Raw genomic sequence first — 20,713 nt, 5'->3', positions numbered from 1 at the left:
CCTGGGTGGCCCGGGCCGGTGCAGCGCGGACAATCCCGCGCTGCACCGCCCCTTTTTTCGTCGACGGCGGATACCGGACGACGTGTGATTACCAGCCGGTCAAATCCCGTAGCTGGGGAACCAGCTCGCGCGCCATCGCGGCATGCTGCGCCTTGGTGGGATGCGCATCGGTCGCGTTGCCCGGATGGTGCATGGTTGTTGCGGCATGCACCCGCGCGCTGCCGACACGCCTGATGGTCTCGGCGATATAGCTCGTCAGGACGGCCTTGCGCTCGCCATTGAGAATAGCGCCTTCGGTCAGTACGATCAGCGCGTGCGGATGATTGCGCAGCAGCGTGCGCACCAGGCGCTCGTAGGCGTTGACATAGGCGTCGCGCTCCGGAATGCCGGTACTGAAATCGTTGGTGCCGATCGCGCTGACAATCACGTCAGGCCAGTAGCCGGCGTGGTCCCAGCGCACCCGTTGCTCTTCATTGGCGATGGCAAGCTCGTAGAATTCGGGAAGATTGTCGTCATCGGTGCGGCCGCTCCAGCTGCGCAGCAGTCCGCGTCCGCCATGGCAGACCAGGTGAACCTGCGCACCGAGCGTCTGCGCGGCCAGCATGCCGTACGACGCGCGCGGGTTCCACCATGACGGCTTCTTCGCCCCGCCGTCAACCCGGTCGATGGCTTCGCCGCAGGTGACCGAGTCGCCAAGAACGAGCATTTTGCGCTGCGGGAGGACCGGCGCGGTGTGCAGTGTGCCGTTGGCGACAAACCGGGCCAGCGTGACGACGCCGTGCCAGCTCTCGGTGCGGTGCATGATGTCGACGCGGTGGATGCCGGCCTGGCGCTCGTCCACCAGCTTGATGCTCCGCGATTTCGCCGACAGCTTGATGATGCGTGCCAGGCCGCCATCGACGACGACTTCGAGAATGCTGCGCTCACCACTGGCTGCGGCGTCCACCGACAGCGCCTTGCCCTCGAACGCCAGCGACAGCTGCACGCCGGGATAGGCGAAGCGCAAGCTGCCGTCCGCCCGGGCCACGGTCCTGCCCATGCGCGCGATGCGCGGGTCGTCCGCGCGCACCACCGCTTCGGCCCAGGCGCCGCCATGGGCCAGCAGCAGCGCCAGTGCCAGCGTGTTACGGTTCATGGCGCCCTACTTCATCAGTGCGTGCACGTCGGGCAGCATGGCGTCGGCCCAGATGGTGTAGCCCTTTGGGGTGAGGTGAAGATAGTCGCCCATGATGTCGGTGCCGATGGCGCCGTCAGGGCGCACGAAGGACGCGCCATAGTCGCGGAAAACCACATGGCGGCCGTCGTCCAGGGTTGCAACCATCTTGTTGAGCGTGACGACATTCTGGCGCCGTTCGCTGGTCGCGGACTCGCCGGTCGGCAGCACGGCATTGAGCAGGATGCGCGCGGCCGGGTACTGCTTGCGCAAGGCCGTCACCACCGCCTTGATACCGGGGAAAGCCTGTTCCGGCGTCTCGTCGCACAATCCCAGGTTATTCACGCCGATGAGCAGCACGATCGCCTTGGGCGCGAGCCTGGCCATGCGCTTGTCCTGCAGGCGCCACAGCACGTTGCCGGTATTGTCACCGCCGATGCCGAAGTTGCCCGCCTTGTAGGCGCCGAAATTCGCATTCCAGATCGCGCGCGGCCAGCCTTCGGTGATTGAATCGCCGATGAACATCAGGTCCACATCCCCCTTGTCGGCCAGGGCCAGCTGGTCTTCGTGCATGCGCTTCCAGCGCCCGATCGACATCCACGGGTACTCCTGGGTACGCGGCTTGATGTTGACGGCGCAGGTATTTGCGCCGGTCCCCGCGTTCGGGTCCGCGGTCTCGGCGTGCGCGACATGGCTGGCCAGCGCACCGGCCAGGAGGAGTGAAAGAATACGCATGTTCATGATCGGTCACTTCGCTTTCAGGTGCAGCATGGCCACGCTGTGCGAGGCAATGGTGAGGTCGAGAGCCTTGCCGGTGTCGCCTGTCTTGCCGGTCCAGGCGTCGGTCCAGCGGTAGGCGGTCTTGTTGATATCGAGTTCACGCTTGCTCAGGTCATCGCTGATCTTGTGCTTCTTCCAGTCGACCTTGTAGCTGATGGCCCCAGGCCCGCGGTTCAGGATCATCAGCGCCCACTCGTTATTGGCCAGCGGCTTGGCCCACAATTCCAGCGTCCCTTCGGATAGGAACTTCCACGCCTGCACGCCCAGCTTATCCTGGTTGATCGCGATGACATCCTTGTTGGTCAGGATCTTGCGCGTGGACTCCGGCATCGAGCGCAGGTCGTTGCCGGAGATGAGGGGCGACGCCATCATGGCCCAGATCGAGAAGTGGGCGCGGTCTTCGTCCTCGGTCATGCCCATGCCGACTTCCATCATGTCCATGTCGTTCCAGTGTCCGGGACCGGCGTGCTTGCGCAAGCCGGCCTGCTTGTCGAGGATGCGCAGCACGCCGAAGGCGGACCACGAACCGTGATTGATCTCGCAATCCCAGCATGGATAGATATCGCCGGTGGTGCGCCACGAATGGCCGATGTCGGCGCCCCACTCCCACGGCTTGTTGTCGCCCCACTCGCACATGCTGAACAACATGGGCCGCCCGGCGCTGCGGATGGCATCGCGCATGGTGGTGTAGGCGGCCGCCGCGTTCAGGCCCTTGGTATCGCACCAGTCGTACTTGACGTAGTCGATGCCCCAGGCGGCGTAAGTGATCGCATCCTGGTATTCGTGTCCGCGGCTTCCCGGACGGCCGCCGCAGGTAGTGGCGCCGGCGTCCGAATAGATGCCCAGCTTGAGGCCTTTCGAATGCACGTAGTCGGCCAGCGCCTTCATCCCGGACGGGAAGCGCTCGGGATCGGGCTGGATGTTCCCGTTCTTGTCACGCTTGCCGTGCCAGCAGTCGTCGATGTTGACGTACTCGTAGCCGGCGTCCTTCATGCCGATCCTGACCATGGCGTCGGCCGTTTCGCGGATCAGTTTTTCATCGATATCGCAGGCGAACTTGTTCCAGCTGTTCCAGCCCATTTGCGGCGTCGCCGCGAGATTATCGAACTTCTGTGCGGGTGCATTCGCGCCCAGCAGGAGTCCCGCCGAGATCAACAGCGTAGGTACGGTTTTCATGGATCGTCCTGTCGAAGAGTTTACTTCTGGAGTAGGCGCAGTTTGGCGGCATGGTCCTTGATCAGCGCCAGCGAAGTGGCATCGGAATCGAACACCGAATACAGGCCCTGCTCTTCCTGCGGCGGATCGCCCATGAAATCATTACCCTGCTTCCACCAGTAATCGGCGTTGGCGGCACGCCCGGCGCCGCCCCAGGCCCAGAAATTCCAGCCCGCGATCGGGTCGCCGTTTGCGGCGCGGCGTTGTATCAGTTCAAAGATCTCGCCATAGAAGCGGTCGCGGATCTTGGTGCCCGACTTGATGTCGAAGGAGGCGCCGTCGCGGTCCAGCCCAAACTCTTCCAGCACGATCGGTTTGCCCAGCGTTCTGGCCATGTCGATGTGCGTATTGAGATAATCGCGGCTCTTGGCAATTGCCCCGTCCCAGCTCTCGACCGGCTTTTTAGAGTCGAACCAGCCCCAGTTTTTGGGCCACAGGTGGTAGGTGAGGTAATCGATGTGCTTCGACGAATGCGATGCCATGAACAGTCTGGCATCCTGCGCCGACCCGGCCAAGCCTTCGCTGCCGCTGCTCACCAGGTGGTTCTTGTCCAATTCATGGATGTACTGCGCGGTCTCGGCGATCCATTTGGTGTAGACCGCCTTCTCCTTGTCGCTCGCCTTGCCGTTACCCGGGCGCGGTTCGTTCGCCAGTTGCCACGACATGATCACCGGGTCGTCGCGGTACGCCTTGCCGTTGATCGTGTTGACCCGGCCGACGATTTTCCTGATGGTGCCGCGAAATTCCTTCTGCGCGTCCTTGTTGGCGTAAAAGCGCGCCGTCTTGGCCATGTAGTCGTCATAGTCCTTGGTCACGTTCGGGTCGAGCGCCGGCGTACCTTCGAACCAGTTCAGGTACTGCGTCATCCCGCCCGACCACTGCCAGAAGTTGTTCAGGTAAAGCACGACCGTCATGTCGCGCTTGCCCAGTTCATCGACCAGGAAGTCGAGGCCCGCCAGCAGGTCCTCGTCGTACTTGCCCGGACCGTTGGTGGTGGCGGGCCGCACGGCGCTGGTCATCGCGGTTTTTTCGGATACGGCCAGCACGCGCACATTGTTGATCCCGAGCGCCTTCATGGTATCGAGTTCGTTGCGCAGGCGCGCGCGCTCGCCCACGCCGGACGGCGAGCCCAGATAGCCGCCGTACCAGAAATTGGCGCCGGCGATGTAATACGATTTACCCTTGCGCGCGAAGTGCGTCTTTTTGACCGTCACGAATTCGCTCTTGCCCACCGCGCTCACTGGCGCCGCCGATGCCGCGCCACTCACCAAACCGGCCATTGCCAGTGCCGCACCCAACTGGTTCATCTTGATCATCGCGTTTTACCTTTTCTCGGTTGAAGGGACGGCTTTACCATGCAGGTCGAGCTTGCGCGCGGGCAGGTCGACCGTGATGCTGCTTTCACCGGTGCCGCCGGCGTCCTGCGCCAGCAACAATCTGTACTTCCCCTTGGCGATGCGCCAGGTCTTGGACGGACCATCGAGCACGGCCAGCATGCGCGGCTCCACCGTGAGCGTCACCTCGCGGCTTTCGCCCGGCTGCAGATCGACCTTGTCCCAGCCGGCCAGGCGCTTGGGCGCTTCCCAGCGCGCACCCGGTGACGCCGCCACGTACAGCTGCGCCACATCCTTGCCCGCTACCTTGCCGGTATTGATCACCTTGAAGCGCACTTGCAGCTGCCCGTCCTTGTACTCGCCCGCCAGACCGGTGTAGGCAAACTGCGTGTACGACAAGCCATGCCCGAACGGGAACAGCGGTGTATGTTTTTTGAGATCGAACCACTTGTAGCCGACCGCCGCACCTTCGTGATAGTCGACCCGGAACTGCATCTGCGGCTTGGCAGGGTCGCCATCGAGCACGGGGCGCGGCAACTGGCTGAGGGACGCCGGAAAGGTGGCCGGCAAGTGCCCCGATGGATTCACATCGCCGAACAGCACGCGCGCGATCGCTTCGCCGCCGCGCGTGCCCGGGTACCAGGCTTGCAGCACGGCCGCCGTCTTGCCCAGCCACGGCATGAGTACCGGGCCGCTAGTCTCCAGGACGACCACCGTGCGCGGATTGGCCGCGGCAACGGCCGCGATCAGGTCGTCCTGCTTGTCGGGCAGCGACAGGTCGACCGCGTCGTTGGCTTCGCCGATCCACTGGGTGCCGAAGACGATCGCCACGTCGGCGCCCGCGACCAGCTGCGCCGCCTTTGCAGGATCGGCACCGCTGTCGAAGACCACGTTGGCGCCGGGCGCCAGCGCGGCGATTTCCTTCACCGGCGCGGACGGGTGATACACCACTGGACCGGGCCAGATGGCCGGCAGCAAACCCTTGACGGCGCTGCCGCCGACCGGATACACCTGCGACGAACCGCCACCGGACAGCACCCCCTTGTCGGCATAGCCGCCGATCACTGCAATCGTTTTCACGTCCTTGCGCAAAGGGAGCACCTGGGCGTCGTTCTTGAGCAGGACCATGCTCTCTTCGGCATCGAGGCGGCTGATCAGGCCATGGGCGGCGAAGTCGATGGCGCCATCCGGCTTGACCGGATGGTCGACCACGCCCTTGTCGAACATCGCGTACAAAATACGGTAGACCATATTGTCGAAGCGCGACTGCGAAACAGCGCCGGTCTTGACCGCTTCTTCCAGCGCACCCGCGAAGTAAGGCGACTTGTCGAATTCGGAGCCGGACTGCTGGTCCAGTCCATTGTTGGCCGACGCCACGGTGCTGTGCACCGCGCCCCAGTCCGACATCACATAGCCCTTGAAGCCCCAGTCCTGCTTGAGCACTTCGTTGAGCAGCCAGGCGTTCTCGCATGCGTAGGGACCGTTGACGCGGTTGTAGGCGCACATCACCGAACCGGGGTTGCCCTGTTCGATCACCAGCTGCATGGCCAGCAGGTCGCTGGTGCGGGCGGCCACGTTGCCGATGCGCGCATCGAGTTCGGTGCGGCCGGTCTCCTGGTTGTTCAGCGCATAGTGCTTGACGGTCGAAATGAGGTGGTTGGACTGGATGCCCTTGACCGCCTGCCCGACCATGATCCCGGATAGGAGCGGGTCTTCGCCGGCGTACTCGAAATTGCGGCCGTTGCGCGGATCGCGCATCAGGTTCACGCCGCCGGCCAGCATCACATTAAAGCCCGAGGCGCGCGCCTCGGCACCGATCATCGCGCCGCCCTGGTAAGCCAGCTTCGGGTTCCAGGTGGCCGCCGTGGCGAGGCCCGACGGCAGCGAGGTGCGCTCGCGTGGATTGGCGCTGGCCTGCGAGGCCACGCCAAGGCCGGCGTCGGTCTCGAACAGCGCCGGCAGGCCGAGGCGCGGCACGCCGGGAATGTAGCCGGCCGACGATGGCAGGGCCGCCGCGATCTTGGTGGTTTTCTTGGGTGCGAAGTCCGAGCCGAAGTAGCCGTACACCCATTGCAGCTTTTCTTCCTGCGTCATTTCCTTGAGCACCAGCGTGGCGCGCAGGTCGGCGGAGAGGGCGCGGTTCATCCACGGCATGGGCGCCTCGGCCGCGCCGGCAATCAGCGGCAGGGCGGCCGCGATGGCAACGGCCAGGGCGTGTTTAATCAGGGTGGTCGTGCCGGTGCTCATCGTGCGTGTCTCCTCTTTGTATTTACCTGCTCGGCGCCTGGAAAGGGTCGCCGGCCGGTTTATATGGATGAGGGGAGTGTGCATGCGGACTGTCGACCGGTCAAACAAAAGGTGGCGCTTTCGATCATGTTTAGCCATGATCGCTAAACACGCGGACCGCCTCGCGCAGGCTGCTACGCCCGGGGAGCCGCATTTGAGCGGCTGCGCAACAGGCGGCGCGACCCTGTTTAGTAAAACCCGGCTAAACTGTTTGCAAACCGGACCAATCGTTTGACCATGGGCTAATCGATATGCAAGACTCTCAGCATAAGAAGGCATCTGCCACTGGAGAAGCTTGTGATCGACCCGACCCCGCATCTGAGCACCGCGAGCACCCCGCCGGCCCCGTTCTGATGAGCGCCGCCAGCCCATCGAACGTCACCATCCGCGACATCGCCAAGTTTGCCGGCGTCTCGGCGGGGACCATTTCGCGCGCGCTCAAGAACGAGCCGGGTCTGACCGAAACCACGCGCCAGATGGTGCTGTCGGCCGCCCATGAACTGGGCTACGATTTTACCAACCTGCGGCGCAAGCGCATGCGGCGCCTTACCTTCCTGCTGCACCGCCAGCACAACACGGCCGCCAGCAGTCCGTTCTATTCGCCGGTGCTGCACGGGGCCGAGGAAGCGTGCCGCAAGCAGGGCATTGTGCTCTCGTTCATGGCGGTCGGTCCTGCCGATGGCGTGACCGAGCAGCTGCGCATGCATGCGCCGGACGCGATTGTGTGCGCCGGCTTTTTCGAACCCGAATTGCTGGGCGCCCTGCGCGCGAGCGGCAAGCCGCTGGTCCTGATCGACATGAAGCTGCGCGGTTACAGCTCGGTCAACCCGGACAATTTCATGGGCGGCTGCCTGGCTACCAGACACCTGATCGGCCTGGGGCGCACGCGCATCGGCATGATCTCGGGTTCCCTCGGCCACTACAGCGTGCGCGAACGCAACAAGGGCTACCGCCAGGCCCTGTTCGAGTCGGGCATGCTGGCCGACCCGCGCCTGGAAGCGAGCCTCCCGGACGGCGTCGATCTCGAAACCGGGGCCTGCGAAGCGATGCAGTCGCTGCTGGCCCTGCCCAATCCGCCGGACGCGGTGTTCTGCTACAACGACAGCGCCGCCCTGGTGGCGATGCGCTGCTGCCTGGCGGCCGGCCTGACGGTGCCGCACGACGTATCGATCGTCGGCTTCGACGACATCTCCAGCGCGGTGCTCGGCCACCGGCCCCTGACGACCCTGCGCATCGACAAAAAGGGGCTCGGCGCGATGGGCGTCGAGCTTCTGCTGCGCGACCAGCAGGACGCACCGGTGGAGCAGGTCGCGCCGGTGGAACTGATCGTCCGCGCCAGCACCGTGTGCGACGACTGGGGTCCGCACAAATGAAGCGAGCGAACACCACCGACTGACCACCCCCATGCAAACGCAGCACAGCGCGCGCCACAGTTGACCGGCGCCAGGGACAACTGCGTCCGCGCGCTTATCCATACCTTATTCAACACCCTATTTTTTGACAACGAGACTTGACGATGGCCCCCGATTTTCATTCGCGCGATACCCTGCTTGACCACATTCGCCACACCAAACGCTTTTACGATCCGCGCTGCGTCGACCCCAGCGGCGGCTTCTATCACTTCTACAAGGACGACGGCACGGTCTACGACGCGCACACGCGCCACCTGGTGAGCAGCACGCGCTTGATCTTCAATTATGCGATCGCGTACCGCGAGTTCGGCGACCCGGCCGACGAAATGCGTCTTCTGCACGGTCTGGACTTCCTGCGCGGTGCGCACCGCAATCCGGCCACCGGCGGCTATTGCTGGCAGCTGCACTGGGCCGACGGCAAGGGCGAGGTCACGGACGGTACCAACCACTGCTACGGCCTGGCCTTCGTGCTGCTGGCCTATTCGCATGCGCTGATGGCCGGAGTGGAAGAGGCGCGCCTGCATATCGAAGAAACCTTCGCCCTGATGGAGCGCCGCTTCTGGGAGCCGCAGTACGGCCTGTACGCCGACGAAGCAAACGCCGACTGGTCGCAGCTGGCGCCCTACCGCGGCCAGAACGCCAATATGCACGCCTGTGAAGCCTTGCTCAGCGCTTTTGAAGCGACCGGCGAGAATGCCTATCTGCGCCGCGCCGAAACGCTGGCCTACAACATCACCGTGCGCCAGGCCGCGCTGTGCGACAACACCGTGTGGGAGCACTATCGCGCCGACTGGTCGGTCGATCACGACTACAACCGCCACGACAGCAGCAACATCTTCCGGCCCTGGGGTTTCCAGCCGGGCCACCTGACCGAATGGAGCAAGCTGCTGCTGATCCTGGAACGCCACCAGGCCCACCTGCTGGGCGAAGCGGACTGGCTGCTGCCGCGCGCCTGCGCGCTGTTCTTGCAGGCGATGGACAAGGCCTGGGATGCGCAGCACGGCGGCATCTTCTACGGCTTCGCGCCCGACGGCAGCATCTGCGACGGCCACAAATACTTCTGGGTGCAGGCCGAGAGCCTGGCCGCGGCCGCGCTGCTGGGCGCGCGCACGGGCGAGGCGGTTTACTGGGACTGGTACCAGCGCATCTGGGAATACAGCTGGACTCACTTCGTCGACCACCAGCACGGCGCCTGGTACCGTATCCTCAGCCCATCGAACGCCAAGCTGACCGACGAGAAAAGCCCGGCCGGCAAGGTCGACTACCACACCATGGGCGCCTGCTACGAAGTGCTCAATGTGCTCAAGGACTGAGATGAACGCACCGATATTCCCGATGTTTGTGGCCGCCGGCGAGGCGCTGACCGACATGATCGCCGAACCGGGCCAGCAACACTGGCGCAGCCAGGTGGGCGGCTCGACCTGGAACGTGGCGCGCGTCATGGCGCGCCTGGGCGTGCCGAGCGCCTTCGCCGGCGCTGTCAGTTGCGACGTCTTCGGCGACCAGCTGTGGGACGCCAGCGCGGCGGCCGGCCTGGATTTGCGCTTCGTGCAGCGCGAGGCACGCTCGCCGCTGCTGGCGATCGTCTACCGGACCGACCCGCCCAGCTACTTTTTCGTGGGGGACGACAGCGCCGACCTGCACTTCGACGCGGCGCGCCTGCCGCACGGTTGGCGCACGCACTGCAAATGGGTGCACTTCGGCGGCATCAGCCTGGCGCGCGAGCCGCTCGCTGGCAAGCTGCTGGCATTGGCGGCGTCGCTCAAGGCCGACGGCGTGAAGATCAGCTACGACCCGAATTTTCGGGCACTGATGGACCAGCGCTACGACGCCACCTTGCAGCGCATGACGGCGCTGGCCGATGTCATCAAGGTGTCGGACGAGGACCTGGCCGGGCTGTTTCGCACCGATGATCCCGAGAAGGCGTTTGCCACCCTGCGCGGCTGGAACCCGGGCGCCACCTACCTGTACACGCGCGGTGCGCAGGGTGCCTCGCTGCACATCGGCGCTGAAACATGGCACGCCGCCTCGCCGCGCATCACCGTGGTCGACAGCGTCGGCGCGGGCGACGCCAGCATCGCGGCGCTGGCCTGGAGCTTCCTGCACGAACCGCGGCGCGCGCCTGCCGACCATCTGCGCTTCGCGGTGGCCGCCGGCGCGGCAGCTTGCCAGGCGGCCGGCGCCGTGCCGCCGTCGCTCGACGCCATCACGGCGCTGATGGAACGCGCTTAGGCGCTGCCCGCCCGCCGCCATGGCGGGCGGTGACCGACCCCGCAGCGCCGATGCGGATTGCGGCCGGCGCCGACGCGGCGGCATTGTTGCTATTTCATCAAGGCAACACCCTACCCGCGCCAGCTCAACAAATCGCGAAATAGCGCGGCGCGCATGCGGGTCGATCAGAAGCCGGAGGCGTGCTCGTGGTAAGCTTCGACCCCGCACCGTGCCGTCATCCGGTCCGACTTCCTCGATAACAATACAAACTGCTTCATGGACATAACTCTCGCTCTCGCACTAAAAGCCATCATCATGGGTCTGGTGGAAGGGTTCACCGAATTTCTCCCGATTTCTTCAACCGGCCACCTGATCCTCGCGGGCAGCCTGCTCGACTTCACCGACGAGAAAGCGAAAGTGTTCGAGATCGTCATCCAGGCCGGCGCCATCATGGCGGTGTGCTGGGAATACCGCGCGCGCATTGCGTCGGTGACGAGCGGGCTGACGTCCGATCCGAAGGCGCAGAAGTTCATGCTCAACCTGATCGTCGCCTTCCTGCCGCTCGCGCTGCTCGGCCTTTTGCTCGGGAAGATGATCAAGTCGGCCCTGTTCAAGCCTGTGCCGGTGGCGCTGGCCTTCATCATCGGCGGCTTCATCATCTTGTGGGTGGAGCGCCGCAACAAGCTCAATCCACCGGTGGTGCGCGTTGAAACGGTGGACGACATGACGCTGCTCGACGCCTTCAAGGTCGGCTGCGCCCAGGCCGTGGCGCTCATTCCCGGCACCAGCCGCTCGGGTGCGACCATCATCGGCGCGATGATGTTCGGCCTGCCGCGCAAGGCCGCCACCGAATTCTCGTTCTTCCTCGCGATCCCGACCCTGCTGCTGGCCACCGTGTATTCGCTGATCAAAGAACGCGATGTGCTGTCGATGGCCGACCTGCCGATGTTCGGTATCGGCTCGATCGCGGCATTTATCTCGGCCTTCCTGTGCGTGCGCTGGCTGCTGCGCTACATCAGCACCCATGACTTCACCGTGTTCGCCTGGTACCGCATCGTGTTCGGCATCGTGGTGCTGGCCAGCTCGCACTACGGATGGGTCGTTTGGGCGGAATAATGGACCCCAGTATGGACCCCGGTCTCTCAGCACGCGCGCTCGACCAGCTGCAAACGGTCTTCGGCTACCCGGCGTTTCGCGGGCAGCAGAAGGAGATCGTCGAACACGTCGCCAGCGGCGGCGACGCGCTGGTGCTCATGCCGACCGGCGGCGGCAAGTCGCTGTGCTACCAGATTCCCGCGCTGCTGCGCGACGGCGTCGGCGTGGTGGTCTCGCCCCTGATCGCGCTGATGCAGGACCAGGTCGACGCACTGGCCGAAGTGGGCGTGCGCGCCGCATTCTTGAATTCGACCCAGACGTACGAAGAATCGATGCGCATCGAGCGCCTGGTGCGCACTGGCGAGATCGACCTGGTGTACGTGGCGCCCGAGCGCCTGATGACGCAGCGCTGCCTGGACCTGTTCCAGGCCTCGAAAATCGCGCTGTTCGCCATCGACGAGGCACATTGCGTATCGCAGTGGGGGCATGACTTCCGCCCCGAATACATCAAGCTGTCGATCCTGCACGAGCAGTTTCCGGACGTGCCGCGCATTGCGCTCACCGCCACCGCCGATCAGCAGACCCGTGCCGAAATCGCGCTGCGCCTGCAACTGGGCGGTGCGCGCCAGTTCGTGTCCTCGTTCGACCGCCCGAACATCCGTTACCAGATCGTCGAGAAGGGCAACGGGCGCAAGCAGCTGCTCGACTTCATCACCACCGAGCATGGCAGCGACGCCGGCATCGTGTACTGCCTGTCGCGTAAAAAAGTCGAGGAAACCGCCGACTTCCTGAACGAGAACGGCATCCGCGCCCTGCCCTACCACGCCGGCATGGACTACCCCAAGCGCAGCGCCAACCAGGCGCGCTTTCTGCGCGAGGAAAGCATTGTCATGGTCGCGACCATCGCCTTCGGCATGGGTATCGACAAGCCGGACGTGCGTTTCGTGTGCCACCTGGATCTGCCGAAAAGTATCGAGGGCTACTACCAGGAGACCGGACGCGCGGGCCGCGACGGCATGCCCGCCAGCGCCTGGATGGCGTACGGCCTTCAGGACGTGGTGCTGCAGCGGCGCATGATCGACGAGTCGGAAGCCGACGAAACCTTCAAGCGCGTGCTGTCGATGAAACTCGACGCCATGCTGGGTCTGTGCGAGACGCTCAGCTGCCGGCGCGTGCGCCTGCTCGAATACTTCGGCGAGCAGTCCACCCCGTGCGGCAATTGCGATACCTGCCTGATTCCGCCGGTGTCGTTCGACGGCACGGTGCCGGTGCAAAAGCTGCTGTCGGCGATTTACCGGGTCGACCAGCGCTTCGCGGCCGGCCACGTGATCGACGTGCTGCGCGGGGTCGAGACCGACCGCATCAAGCAGTGGCACCACGATTCGCTGTCGGTGTACGGCATCGGCAGCGAACGCACCGAAGCGGAGTGGCGCGCCATCCTGCGCCAGGCCATCGCGCTCGGCCTGATCACGGTCGACCATGAAGTTTACAGCTCGCTCAAGCTGACCGACGCCGCGCGCCCGGTGCTCAAGGGCGGCCAGAAGGTGCAGCTGCGCCAGTACCAGAAGCCGGTCAAGCAGAAGCGCGCGCCGTCCGCCTCGTCCAAGGGGCACGTGGAGATGGATCTGTCCAAATCGGAACAGGCGATTTTCGAGAAGCTGCGCTGGTGGCGGGTCGAAACCGCGCGCGCGCACAACGTGCCGGCCTACGTGATTTTTGTCGACGCCACCCTGCGTGAAATCGCCAAGGCCAAACCCACCTCGCTGCAGGAACTGCGCGGCGTGACCGGCGTGGGCGAGAAAAAGCTGGTCTCTTACGGCGACGAGATCGTCGCCATCATCATGGAGATGAGCTAGAGCTCATCCCGCCAGCGCCTGGCGGTAACGCCCGGGCGGCGCCCCCACCGCTTTGCTGAAACGATGGCTGAAGTGGCTCAGGTCCGCGTAGCCGCAGGCTGCGGCAATCTGCTGCAAAGGCAGCTTGCCGGCCTTGAGCAGGGCGCGCGCGCGTTCGATGCGGCGCTGCGCCACCCAGCTTGAAGGCGGCATCCCGAACGAGACGCGGAACATGCGCGCCAGATGAAACTCCGACATGCACGCCAGCTGCGCCAGTTCGCCCAGGGTGATCGGCTGCGCCAGGTGCTGTTCGATATAGTCGGCCAGGCGGCGCCTGACCAGGGGCGCCAGGCCCCCTCGCAGGCGCAGGTCGCGCCGCACGATGGCCTGCGAACGAAGCAGTTCGCTCAGCGCCTCGTGCGTGATCTCGTTGGCGCGCAGGAGCGTGTCGGGCTCTTCCCAGGACTGCCCCACCAGCGCCTCGCACAACTGCACGAGGCGGGGATTTTCAAAGTAGGTGCGGTCGGCCAGGGTCAGTTCGCGCGGTTCCCGGTCCAGTTCCGCCACGGCGCGCCGCGTGAAGTGCTCGGGCATGAAGTAGACATGCAGCATGTGCACATGGCCGCGCACGACCCATTGCGACTCGTGCCAGTCGGGCATGGAGCAGAGCTGCTGCGGCGCCCCGTAACGCCCCGGCACGCCGGCGCGCTCGGTACGGTATCCGCCGCCCAGGTAGCACGACAGGGTGTGGTGGCCCGGCTGCACATAGCTGGTGAATTCCTCCACGGTTTCGCGCTTCCAGATCGCCGCGGCCAAGCCGTCGCCCAGCCACGCGAAGCGTTCGAGCGTGGCATTGGTGCCGCTCATGGTGTTGAAGACGGCGTGCGAAATGAGCGGTGGGCGTGAGTGCATGCTGAAAAGTCTAGCATGGCATGCCCGCCGCTGCCGGCGGCCGGCCCAAAGTGCGCAAGATCAGACAAGTCGCACCAGGCATGCCGGTTCAAGATGGGGGCATGAATATCTTCCTCTACTTTCTCACCGTCGCGATCTGGGGTACCACCTGGATCGCCATTACCTTTCAACTCGGCGTGGTGCCGGCGCCGGTATCGATCGCCTACCGCTTCTGGATAGCCAGCGCGGTACTGATGCTGTTCTTGATCGCCACGCGCAAACCGGTCTGGCCGCCGCGCAGCGCCTGGCGCTATCTGCTGGCCCAGGGACTGGCCCTGTTCTGCTGTAATTTCCTGTGCTTCTATTACGCCAGCCAATGGGTGCCGAGCGGGCTGGTGGCGGTGGTGTTTTCGACCGCGCCGATCTGGAATGCGATCAATGGCCGCCTGTTCATGGGACGCCCGATCCGGCGCCAGGTGGTGGGCGGGGCGCTGCTCGGTCTGTGCGGCATCGCCCTGCTGTTCCTGCCGCAGATGCGCGGACACTGGAACGACAGCGGCATGCTGCTCGGTCTCGGCCTGGCGCTGCTGGGCACCGTGTGCTTCTCGACCGGGAACCTGCTGTCCTCGCGCATGCAGGCACTCGGCCTGACGCCGTGGCTGACCAATACCTGGGCCATGCTGATCGGCGCCACCATTCTCGGTTGCGGCGCCTGGCTGCTGAACATGCCCTTCGCGCTCGAACCGACCATGCGCTACGCCGCCTCGCTGCTGTACCTGGCCATTCCCGGCTCGGTGGTCGGGTTTACCGCCTACCTGCTGCTGGTCGGGCGCATCGGCCCTGACCGCGCGGCTTATTCGACGGTGCTGTTCCCGGTGGTGGCGCTGAGCGTGTCGACGGTGCTCGAGGGTTACCAGTGGAGCGCCCTCGCTGTTGGCGGCCTGCTGCTGGTCCTGGGCGGGAACGTGCTGGCGTTCATGCCGGCTGGCGCGCGCTTATCCAGGTCGCCCGGTGCCACAACTGCTCCAGCGGCCCCTGGGCGTGGCGCCTGAGCCACCACGCGCAAAAGGCGCACTGCAGCGCCGCCAGCACCACGCCGATCAGCAGGCACACGGTGGCGCCGGTGACCTTGTACAGGCCAAGGCCGAAACCGTAGTAGATGAAGGAGCCGATGATCGACTGGGTGAAGTAGCTGGTCAGGCTCATTCGTCCCAAGGGCGCCAGTGTCCGCAGTGCGCGCGTGAAGGCGCCGCCCTGGTACAGCAGCACGAAGCACGCCACCAGCACCAGCATGAACGCCACGTTCGACCATGAAGCGATGATGGTGCCCAGCGGGCGGCGCACGGCGGCGCTGGCGACCAGGTCGGGCAGCATGGTCTTGATCGCGAACAGGGGAATGAACAGCAGCGCGGCGCCGGCGAGGGTGCGGCGCCAGAAGCGCAGGCTTGCGGGCACTGCCTCGAACAGCCCGCGGCGCCCGGCCAGCATGCCGAGCATGAACAGCGACATGATCTGGAATATGCGCCCGTTTTCCCAGCTCCAGTGAATCACCGCCAGCTTGCCGTTGGTGAGGTTGCCGGCCCAGACGCGCAGGAGCGAGTCGCCCGTCAGGTACGCATTCATGCGAGCGAAATACTGCCACGAGACCGGGTCGCCGATCTTCGCGTCCGGATGGCGCATGGCGTCGGCCAGAACCAGCCAGGCGGACGGCTGCAGCATCAGGGCGGCGGCCAGCGCCAGCACCACGCCGTCGCGCATGCGCGCCACCGGCAGCAGGCACAGGCCGATGACGGCATAGATGGTCAGGATGTCGCCGTGGTAGAACATCGAGTTGAGCAAGCCGAAGCCGAACAGGATCAGGAGGCGCCAGCCATAACGAACGCGGAAATCCTCGCCACGCCCGGCGCGGCGCTGCGACTGCAAATGGAAGGTCAGGCCGAACAGCAGTGCGAAGATGGCGTACGATTTGCCGCCGAAAAGGAAGAAGGCGCAGTTCCAGATGATCTTGTCGAGGGCGGCGAGCCAGGCCGGAAGATCGGGCACGACGTAGTACAGGTCGAAGTGCTCGATGTTATGGAGCAGCATGATCGAGACGATGGCAAAGCCACGCAATGCGTCGACCACGTCCAGGCGGGGTGCCGTTGAACCCATCGTATTAACTCCTCGTGAAGAAGCGTACCAAGAAATCGTATTCTAATTGGAAACGCTACCACTTTGGAAAAAATACGTGGCGATGCAGCCTGCATGGCCGCGTCGCCCAAGGTCAGCCCAAGGTCGGCTTATTTTTTGGTAAACACCAGGTCCCAGACGCCGTGACCGAGCTTGATGCCGCGGTTTTCGAACTTGGTCAGGGGACGGTAGGCCGGCTGCGGCGCATAGCCCTCGGCCGTGTTTTGCAGCAGCGGCTCGGCGCCCAGCACTTCGAGCATCTGGACTGCGTAGTCTTCCCAGTCGGTGGCGCAGTGCAGGTAGCCGCCGGGCGCGAGGCGCTCGGCCAGCAGCTTGACGAACGGCGGCTGCAGCAGGCGGCGCTTGTTGTGGCGCGCCTTGTGCCAGGGGTCGGGAAAGAACACGTGCACACCGGCCAGCGAGGCGGGAGGAATCATCTGGTTGAGCACTTCGACCGCATCGTGCTGGATCAGGCGCAGGTTGGTCAGATCCTGTTCGCCGATCTGCTTGAGCAGGCTGCCCACGCCGGGTGTGTGCACTTCGACGCCGATGAAGTCCTTTTCCGGCATGCCCTTGGCGATGTGCGAGGTGGTGTCGCCCATGCCGAAGCCGATTTCGAGGATCACCGGCGCACGGCGGCCGAAGGCTTGTTCAAAGTCGAGCGGCGCCTTGGCGTATTCGACCAGGAACTTCGGTCCCAGCTCTTCCAGCGCACGCGCCTGGGCGATCGACAGGCGGCCGGCGCGCGTGACGAAACTGCGAATCCGGTGTTCGGTCGGGTCGTACAACATCGGGCGGTTCGGGGTATCTGCGGACATGGGGATGGATGAGGAAAAAAAGGCAGGACGACATTATATCGTACGCCGCCGCCAGTGCAGCTGCCGGCGGCGGGCGCCGGCAGCGGGGGAGTGCAGAAGGCGCCGGGACGGCTAGTCCTGCTTGCCGTCGAGGCGCTCCATGCGCGAGATGCCGGCCGACAGGTAGCGTTCCAGCACGCGCGAGCCACCATAGGCGGCGATGGTGATGCAGCCCGGCTGCAGCAGGAGCGGAATCTCCTGCCACGCGCATAGCGAGTACGTCACCAGGCCGGCCACCAGGGAGATCAGGATATCCTTGGCGATTTCCAGCGGCAGCGACTTGATCACCACATCGGGACTGGCGATCTTTTGCAACGTGCCGGCGGCGCCGCCGACCAGCGACAGCGTGACGGCGACGGCCACGCCATCGAGCGGGATGCTCGACAGGTCGCTGGCGAAGTTGGTGGCGGCTGTTGCACTGGTATCCCATGAGGAGAGCAGCCAGGTCCAGCAAAGCCGGGGTTTCAGGTGTAGAAAGGTGCGCATAGAACCTCCTTGAAGCGTTGGTGGGCATCGAAGAGCGTCAGCGCCACCAGGGCTCCGGCGTTCCAAAAAATCGTTGATCAGGCGGCGCGCGGCGCGCAGCCTGACGCGGGCGCGGACATCGGCGCGGCCCGACAACACGCCACGCAGAGCGGTGCGCGCCGGCGCGGCGCGGCTGGCGCATGTCGGTGCCGGAACGGCGCGCTGGACAGGGTGCGGACGTGACTGTCCCGGTGCGGCGGACAGGCCGCTGGCAGTATTGGTCTTGCTCATGTGTGCCTCAGGTCAGGTCAACGGTCCGCTTGCGCGGGCGAGAGGGCATTTCAGCGCGTGCAGGGCGCAGATGGCGTGAAAGGTGGCGATTTTGCAGTCCGCCTGGCCGTTCAGGATGCGGCTGACGGTTGGCTGGGTGGTCCCCAGCGCCGTCGCCATGCGCATCTCCGTCCACCCGGTTGCGTCCTTGATTTCCCGTAACAGGGTGGAGATGTCTTTTTCCATGAGCACAGTCTATACGCGCTCGGATAGATTTTCAACAAGAGCACGCTACGGTTTTGAAAAAATCTATTCATGCGCGTATAATTGGTTCATGACTATTTCAGACCGCCTGACACACGCGATGGAAGAAGCCGGTTTCCAGTCGCAGAGCGCCCTGTCGCGCGCCTCCGGGGTGCCGCAGCCGACCATCAACCGCATCCTCAACCGCAGCGGCACGCGCGGGCCGGAAGCGGCTACCCTGGCGGCGCTGGCGTCGGCCTGCAAGGTGGCGTTCGAATGGCTGCACGAAGGCACGGGGCCGATGGCGCGCCGCGGCGCCGGGGACGATAGCCTGCCCGGGGAGATGCAGCCGGTCATCGTGGCCGAGGATGGCGATCCGCGCTTCGTGCAGATCAAGATGGTGACGTTGCGCCTGTCGGCGGGCATCAGCGGTTTTCAGTCCGATCCCGGGCACGATACCGGCGCTACCTTGCCGCTCGACGCCGGCTGGGTGGGTCGCAACAACTATATTCCGGAACGTCTGGTGGCCACGCGCGTCAAGGGCCAGAGCATGGAGCCGACCTTGTACGAGGGCGATATCATCGTGATCAATACGGCTGACAACCGGCCCGTCGATGGTGCGGTGTTCGCCGTTAATTATGAGGGTGAGGCGGTGGTCAAGCGGCTCTCGCGCGATGCGGGCGAATGGTGGCTGGAGTCCGACAATTCCGACAAGCGCAAGTACCACCGCAAGGTGTGCCGGGGCAGCGACTGCATCATCGTCGGGCGCGTGGTGCGCAAGGAGAGCGACCGGATCTGACGCATCTGACGCATCCGATTATCGCAAGCGTGTCGAGACGAGTGCCGCTATACTCGGAGAAGGCGAGGAATCCCATGGAATCCAAAGAAAAGATTACGTTCAGCATCGACAGCCGCACTCCGGAAACGCTTCCGATGAGCCGGCTGGCCGAGTATTTGTCAGCGCTGTCAACGCTGTATGGGAGTGACGAATACGTTCATTTCGACGTGGTCGAAAAGGGTAGCGCCCTACTGCAAGTGTGGGTCGATGAGCCGGTGATGACGACGGTGATGACGCAACTGGCATCCGTCGGTGCGGGCACGGCAGCCGCCCCTATTCATAAGGCATATAACCAGCTCGACTGTTTGCTGCGCGGAGACAATGCGGTTGGCGCGGTTCACGTGCACGGCGGTGTTGTCCTTGCTTTTCCTGGAAGAAATCGAAAAATTGTTGAAACAGTTTCGATTACCAAACCTACCACAATCGATGGCACGGTGATTAAAATTGGTGGCCGCGACTCGTCGATTCCTGTGACACTGAAAGATCTGGAAGGACAGGTCGTGCGTTGCCAGATCCGCGGCGGCGCCAACGCGAAAAAACTGTCGCGCCATTATCTGGAAGCACCCATCCGGGTGCATGGCAGTGGTCGATGGTCGCGTGGACAAGATGGGAAGTGGATCCTGGACATCCTTGACATCGATAGCTGGGAAATATTGGATCAGAGCTCCCCTGAAGACCTGCTATCTGTCCTTGCGTCTCCGGACAACGGCTGGGCTCAAATGAGTAATCCCCAAGCCGAATGGCGGAAACTGCGAGGACTCGATTGATACTGTTCGATGCCAACGTCCTTGTTGAACTATCCCGGCTGGAAACTTCGGAAACGAAGGAGCGGATTCAGGGTCTCGTTTCTGAACTAAGCGTTAGCAAAACAGTGATTGGCATCCCGGCCCCGGCGTGGGCGGAATATTTGTGCGGCAGCGACGCCTCCGCCAGTGTTTTTTCCACCGCGTTTCGTTCGCGGGCCTATGTCCAGATTCTTCCCTTCGATGATATCAGCGCCTATGAAGCGGCACTGCTACACCAGGAAATCGTTGGCGCCACAGGCACGAAGAAGGGCCGATCCTCGCTTGCATGGCAACAAGTCAAAATCGATCGGCAGATATTGGCGATCGCGCGTCAATATCGCGTCAGCGCGATCTATACGAACAACGACGACATGATCGCGGATGCACAAATCCTGAGGATCCCCTGTTTCCGCCCACACGAAGTGCAGCTCAAACCCGTGCAAAGAATCCTCGACCTGAATGCTGCCCCCGAAGGTTCTCAGGTCCATCGCGACCCGGGCGAGCAATGAAATCTGCCTGCATCGCCGTGGGCGGCTTCGAGCTGGCAATCGTGCTGGTCGATTCGGCCGATACGCTGCCGGAGCGCGGAGCGGCACTGCTGGTGCGCCTGCAGCCGTATTTTCCAGCCTTGCCCATCATGTTGGTGTCTATCGAAAACAATGGCTTTCGCGCATTTGCCACATTCCAGACCAGTGAGCTGCTCGCGCTCGTGCAGCTCGAACATGTGACCTTTGTCGATGTCGATGTCAATGCCGTGCCCGCGGATACCGAAGCGCTCCCGTTCTAGCCTGCTGCTGGTGCATCTGAACGATGGTTGACAAACTATCCGCAAGGACAAGGTTTATGCACAGATGGATGATTGTCAATCCGTCTG

At 64.1% G+C, this 20,713-nt stretch carries 20 protein-coding genes; 10 read left to right on the top strand and 10 right to left on the bottom strand.

Annotated features, from left to right (window positions below):
- Positions 1 to 88: 88 nt before the first annotated feature.
- Genes axe2C through RBA40_RS26875 form a run of 5 tightly spaced genes read right to left on the bottom strand, consistent with a single transcriptional unit; the run spans position 89 to position 6,729 of the window.
- On the bottom strand, positions 89 to 1,135 hold the full coding sequence (gene axe2C, locus RBA40_RS26895; protein WP_306651369.1) for a bifunctional acetylxylan esterase/glucomannan deacetylase AxeC2: 1,047 nt from the start codon (positions 1,133 to 1,135) through the stop codon (positions 89 to 91).
- Positions 1,136 to 1,141: 6 nt separating this feature from the next.
- The gene (locus tag RBA40_RS26890; protein ID WP_306651368.1) at positions 1,142 to 1,894 is read right to left on the bottom strand and encodes a GDSL-type esterase/lipase family protein; all 753 of its coding nucleotides are present in this window, start codon (positions 1,892 to 1,894) and stop codon (positions 1,142 to 1,144) included.
- A 6-nt stretch (positions 1,895 to 1,900) separates the two neighbouring features.
- The gene (locus RBA40_RS26885; RefSeq protein ID WP_306651366.1) at positions 1,901 to 3,109 is read right to left on the bottom strand and encodes a glycoside hydrolase family 27 protein; all 1,209 of its coding nucleotides are present in this window, start codon (positions 3,107 to 3,109) and stop codon (positions 1,901 to 1,903) included.
- A 20-nt stretch (positions 3,110 to 3,129) separates the two neighbouring features.
- Entirely contained in the window at positions 3,130 to 4,464 is a 1,335-nt protein-coding gene (locus RBA40_RS26880) for a glycoside hydrolase 5 family protein (RefSeq protein WP_306651365.1), read from the bottom strand.
- A 6-nt stretch (positions 4,465 to 4,470) separates the two neighbouring features.
- On the bottom strand, positions 4,471 to 6,729 hold the full coding sequence (locus tag RBA40_RS26875; RefSeq protein WP_306651364.1) for a glycoside hydrolase family 3 C-terminal domain-containing protein: 2,259 nt from the start codon (positions 6,727 to 6,729) through the stop codon (positions 4,471 to 4,473).
- 392 nt (positions 6,730 to 7,121) lie between these two features.
- Here RBA40_RS26875 and RBA40_RS26870 point away from each other — a divergent pair, with 392 nt between their 5' ends.
- The 5 genes from RBA40_RS26870 (at position 7,122) to recQ (ending at position 13,342) form a co-directional block, all read left to right on the top strand.
- On the top strand, positions 7,122 to 8,141 hold the full coding sequence (locus RBA40_RS26870; RefSeq protein WP_306651362.1) for a LacI family DNA-binding transcriptional regulator: 1,020 nt from the start codon (positions 7,122 to 7,124) through the stop codon (positions 8,139 to 8,141).
- A 143-nt stretch (positions 8,142 to 8,284) separates the two neighbouring features.
- The gene (locus RBA40_RS26865) at positions 8,285 to 9,493 is read left to right on the top strand and encodes an AGE family epimerase/isomerase (protein WP_306651360.1); all 1,209 of its coding nucleotides are present in this window, start codon (positions 8,285 to 8,287) and stop codon (positions 9,491 to 9,493) included.
- A gap of 1 nt (position 9,494) precedes the next feature.
- The gene (locus RBA40_RS26860; RefSeq protein WP_306651359.1) at positions 9,495 to 10,412 is read left to right on the top strand and encodes a carbohydrate kinase family protein; all 918 of its coding nucleotides are present in this window, start codon (positions 9,495 to 9,497) and stop codon (positions 10,410 to 10,412) included.
- 261 nt (positions 10,413 to 10,673) lie between these two features.
- Entirely contained in the window at positions 10,674 to 11,507 is an 834-nt protein-coding gene (locus tag RBA40_RS26855) for an undecaprenyl-diphosphate phosphatase (RefSeq protein ID WP_306651392.1), read from the top strand.
- Positions 11,508 to 11,518: 11 nt separating this feature from the next.
- Positions 11,519 to 13,342, top strand: coding sequence for a DNA helicase RecQ (gene recQ / locus RBA40_RS26850; RefSeq protein WP_306651357.1), 1,824 nt, complete (start codon positions 11,519 to 11,521; stop codon positions 13,340 to 13,342).
- Between the two features lie 3 nt (positions 13,343 to 13,345).
- Here recQ and RBA40_RS26845 read toward each other — a convergent pair whose 3' ends face one another.
- Complete coding sequence (locus tag RBA40_RS26845) at positions 13,346 to 14,233, bottom strand: AraC family transcriptional regulator (protein ID WP_306651356.1); 888 nt, start codon at positions 14,231 to 14,233, stop codon at positions 13,346 to 13,348.
- Between the two features lie 101 nt (positions 14,234 to 14,334).
- Between RBA40_RS26845 and RBA40_RS26840 the strand changes: the two genes are divergently transcribed.
- Positions 14,335 to 15,264: a DMT family transporter gene (locus RBA40_RS26840; protein ID WP_306651354.1), complete on the top strand. Its 930-nt coding sequence runs from the start codon at positions 14,335 to 14,337 to the stop codon at positions 15,262 to 15,264.
- Here the strand turns inward: RBA40_RS26840 and RBA40_RS26835 are convergent.
- The 4 genes from RBA40_RS26835 to RBA40_RS26820 all read right to left on the bottom strand — a co-directional run bounded on the left by RBA40_RS26835 (position 15,188) and on the right by RBA40_RS26820 (position 18,219).
- Positions 15,188 to 16,363 (bottom strand): DUF418 domain-containing protein, encoded by a 1,176-nt coding sequence (locus RBA40_RS26835; protein WP_306651353.1) that lies wholly within the window; start codon positions 16,361 to 16,363, stop codon positions 15,188 to 15,190. The genes RBA40_RS26840 and RBA40_RS26835 overlap by 77 nt on opposite strands.
- A gap of 128 nt (positions 16,364 to 16,491) precedes the next feature.
- Positions 16,492 to 17,172, bottom strand: a complete 681-nt coding sequence (gene trmB, locus RBA40_RS26830; RefSeq protein ID WP_306651391.1) for a tRNA (guanosine(46)-N7)-methyltransferase TrmB — start codon at positions 17,170 to 17,172, stop codon at positions 16,492 to 16,494.
- Positions 17,173 to 17,310: 138 nt separating this feature from the next.
- Entirely contained in the window at positions 17,311 to 17,724 is a 414-nt protein-coding gene (locus RBA40_RS26825) for a phage holin family protein (protein WP_306651352.1), read from the bottom strand.
- 282 nt (positions 17,725 to 18,006) lie between these two features.
- Positions 18,007 to 18,219, bottom strand: a complete 213-nt coding sequence (locus RBA40_RS26820) for a helix-turn-helix transcriptional regulator (protein ID WP_167089216.1) — start codon at positions 18,217 to 18,219, stop codon at positions 18,007 to 18,009.
- A gap of 88 nt (positions 18,220 to 18,307) precedes the next feature.
- Here RBA40_RS26820 and RBA40_RS26815 point away from each other — a divergent pair, with 88 nt between their 5' ends.
- The 4 genes from RBA40_RS26815 (at position 18,308) to RBA40_RS26800 (ending at position 20,626) form a co-directional block, all read left to right on the top strand.
- Positions 18,308 to 19,015 carry a LexA family transcriptional regulator gene (locus tag RBA40_RS26815; protein ID WP_306651350.1) on the top strand — a complete coding sequence of 236 codons (708 nt, stop codon included), beginning with the start codon at positions 18,308 to 18,310 and terminating at the stop codon, positions 19,013 to 19,015.
- 74 nt (positions 19,016 to 19,089) lie between these two features.
- Positions 19,090 to 19,821, top strand: a complete 732-nt coding sequence (locus tag RBA40_RS26810) for a hypothetical protein (RefSeq protein ID WP_306651348.1) — start codon at positions 19,090 to 19,092, stop codon at positions 19,819 to 19,821.
- A complete protein-coding gene (locus RBA40_RS26805; protein WP_306651347.1) occupies positions 19,818 to 20,348 on the top strand; it encodes a type II toxin-antitoxin system VapC family toxin in 531 nt (176 codons plus the stop codon). The genes RBA40_RS26810 and RBA40_RS26805 overlap by 4 nt, the downstream gene beginning before the upstream one ends.
- Positions 20,345 to 20,626, top strand: coding sequence for a hypothetical protein (locus RBA40_RS26800; RefSeq protein WP_306651345.1), 282 nt, complete (start codon positions 20,345 to 20,347; stop codon positions 20,624 to 20,626). Before RBA40_RS26805 ends, RBA40_RS26800 begins: the two co-directional genes overlap by 4 nt.
- Positions 20,627 to 20,713 lie beyond the last annotated feature (87 nt).

This window comes from Massilia pseudoviolaceinigra (assembly GCF_030846505.1).
GTDB lineage: Bacteria > Pseudomonadota > Gammaproteobacteria > Burkholderiales > Burkholderiaceae_D > Telluria_A > Telluria_A violaceinigra.
Note: the sequence above shows the minus strand (reverse complement) of the source record. Positions and strands in the feature narration are given on the sequence as shown.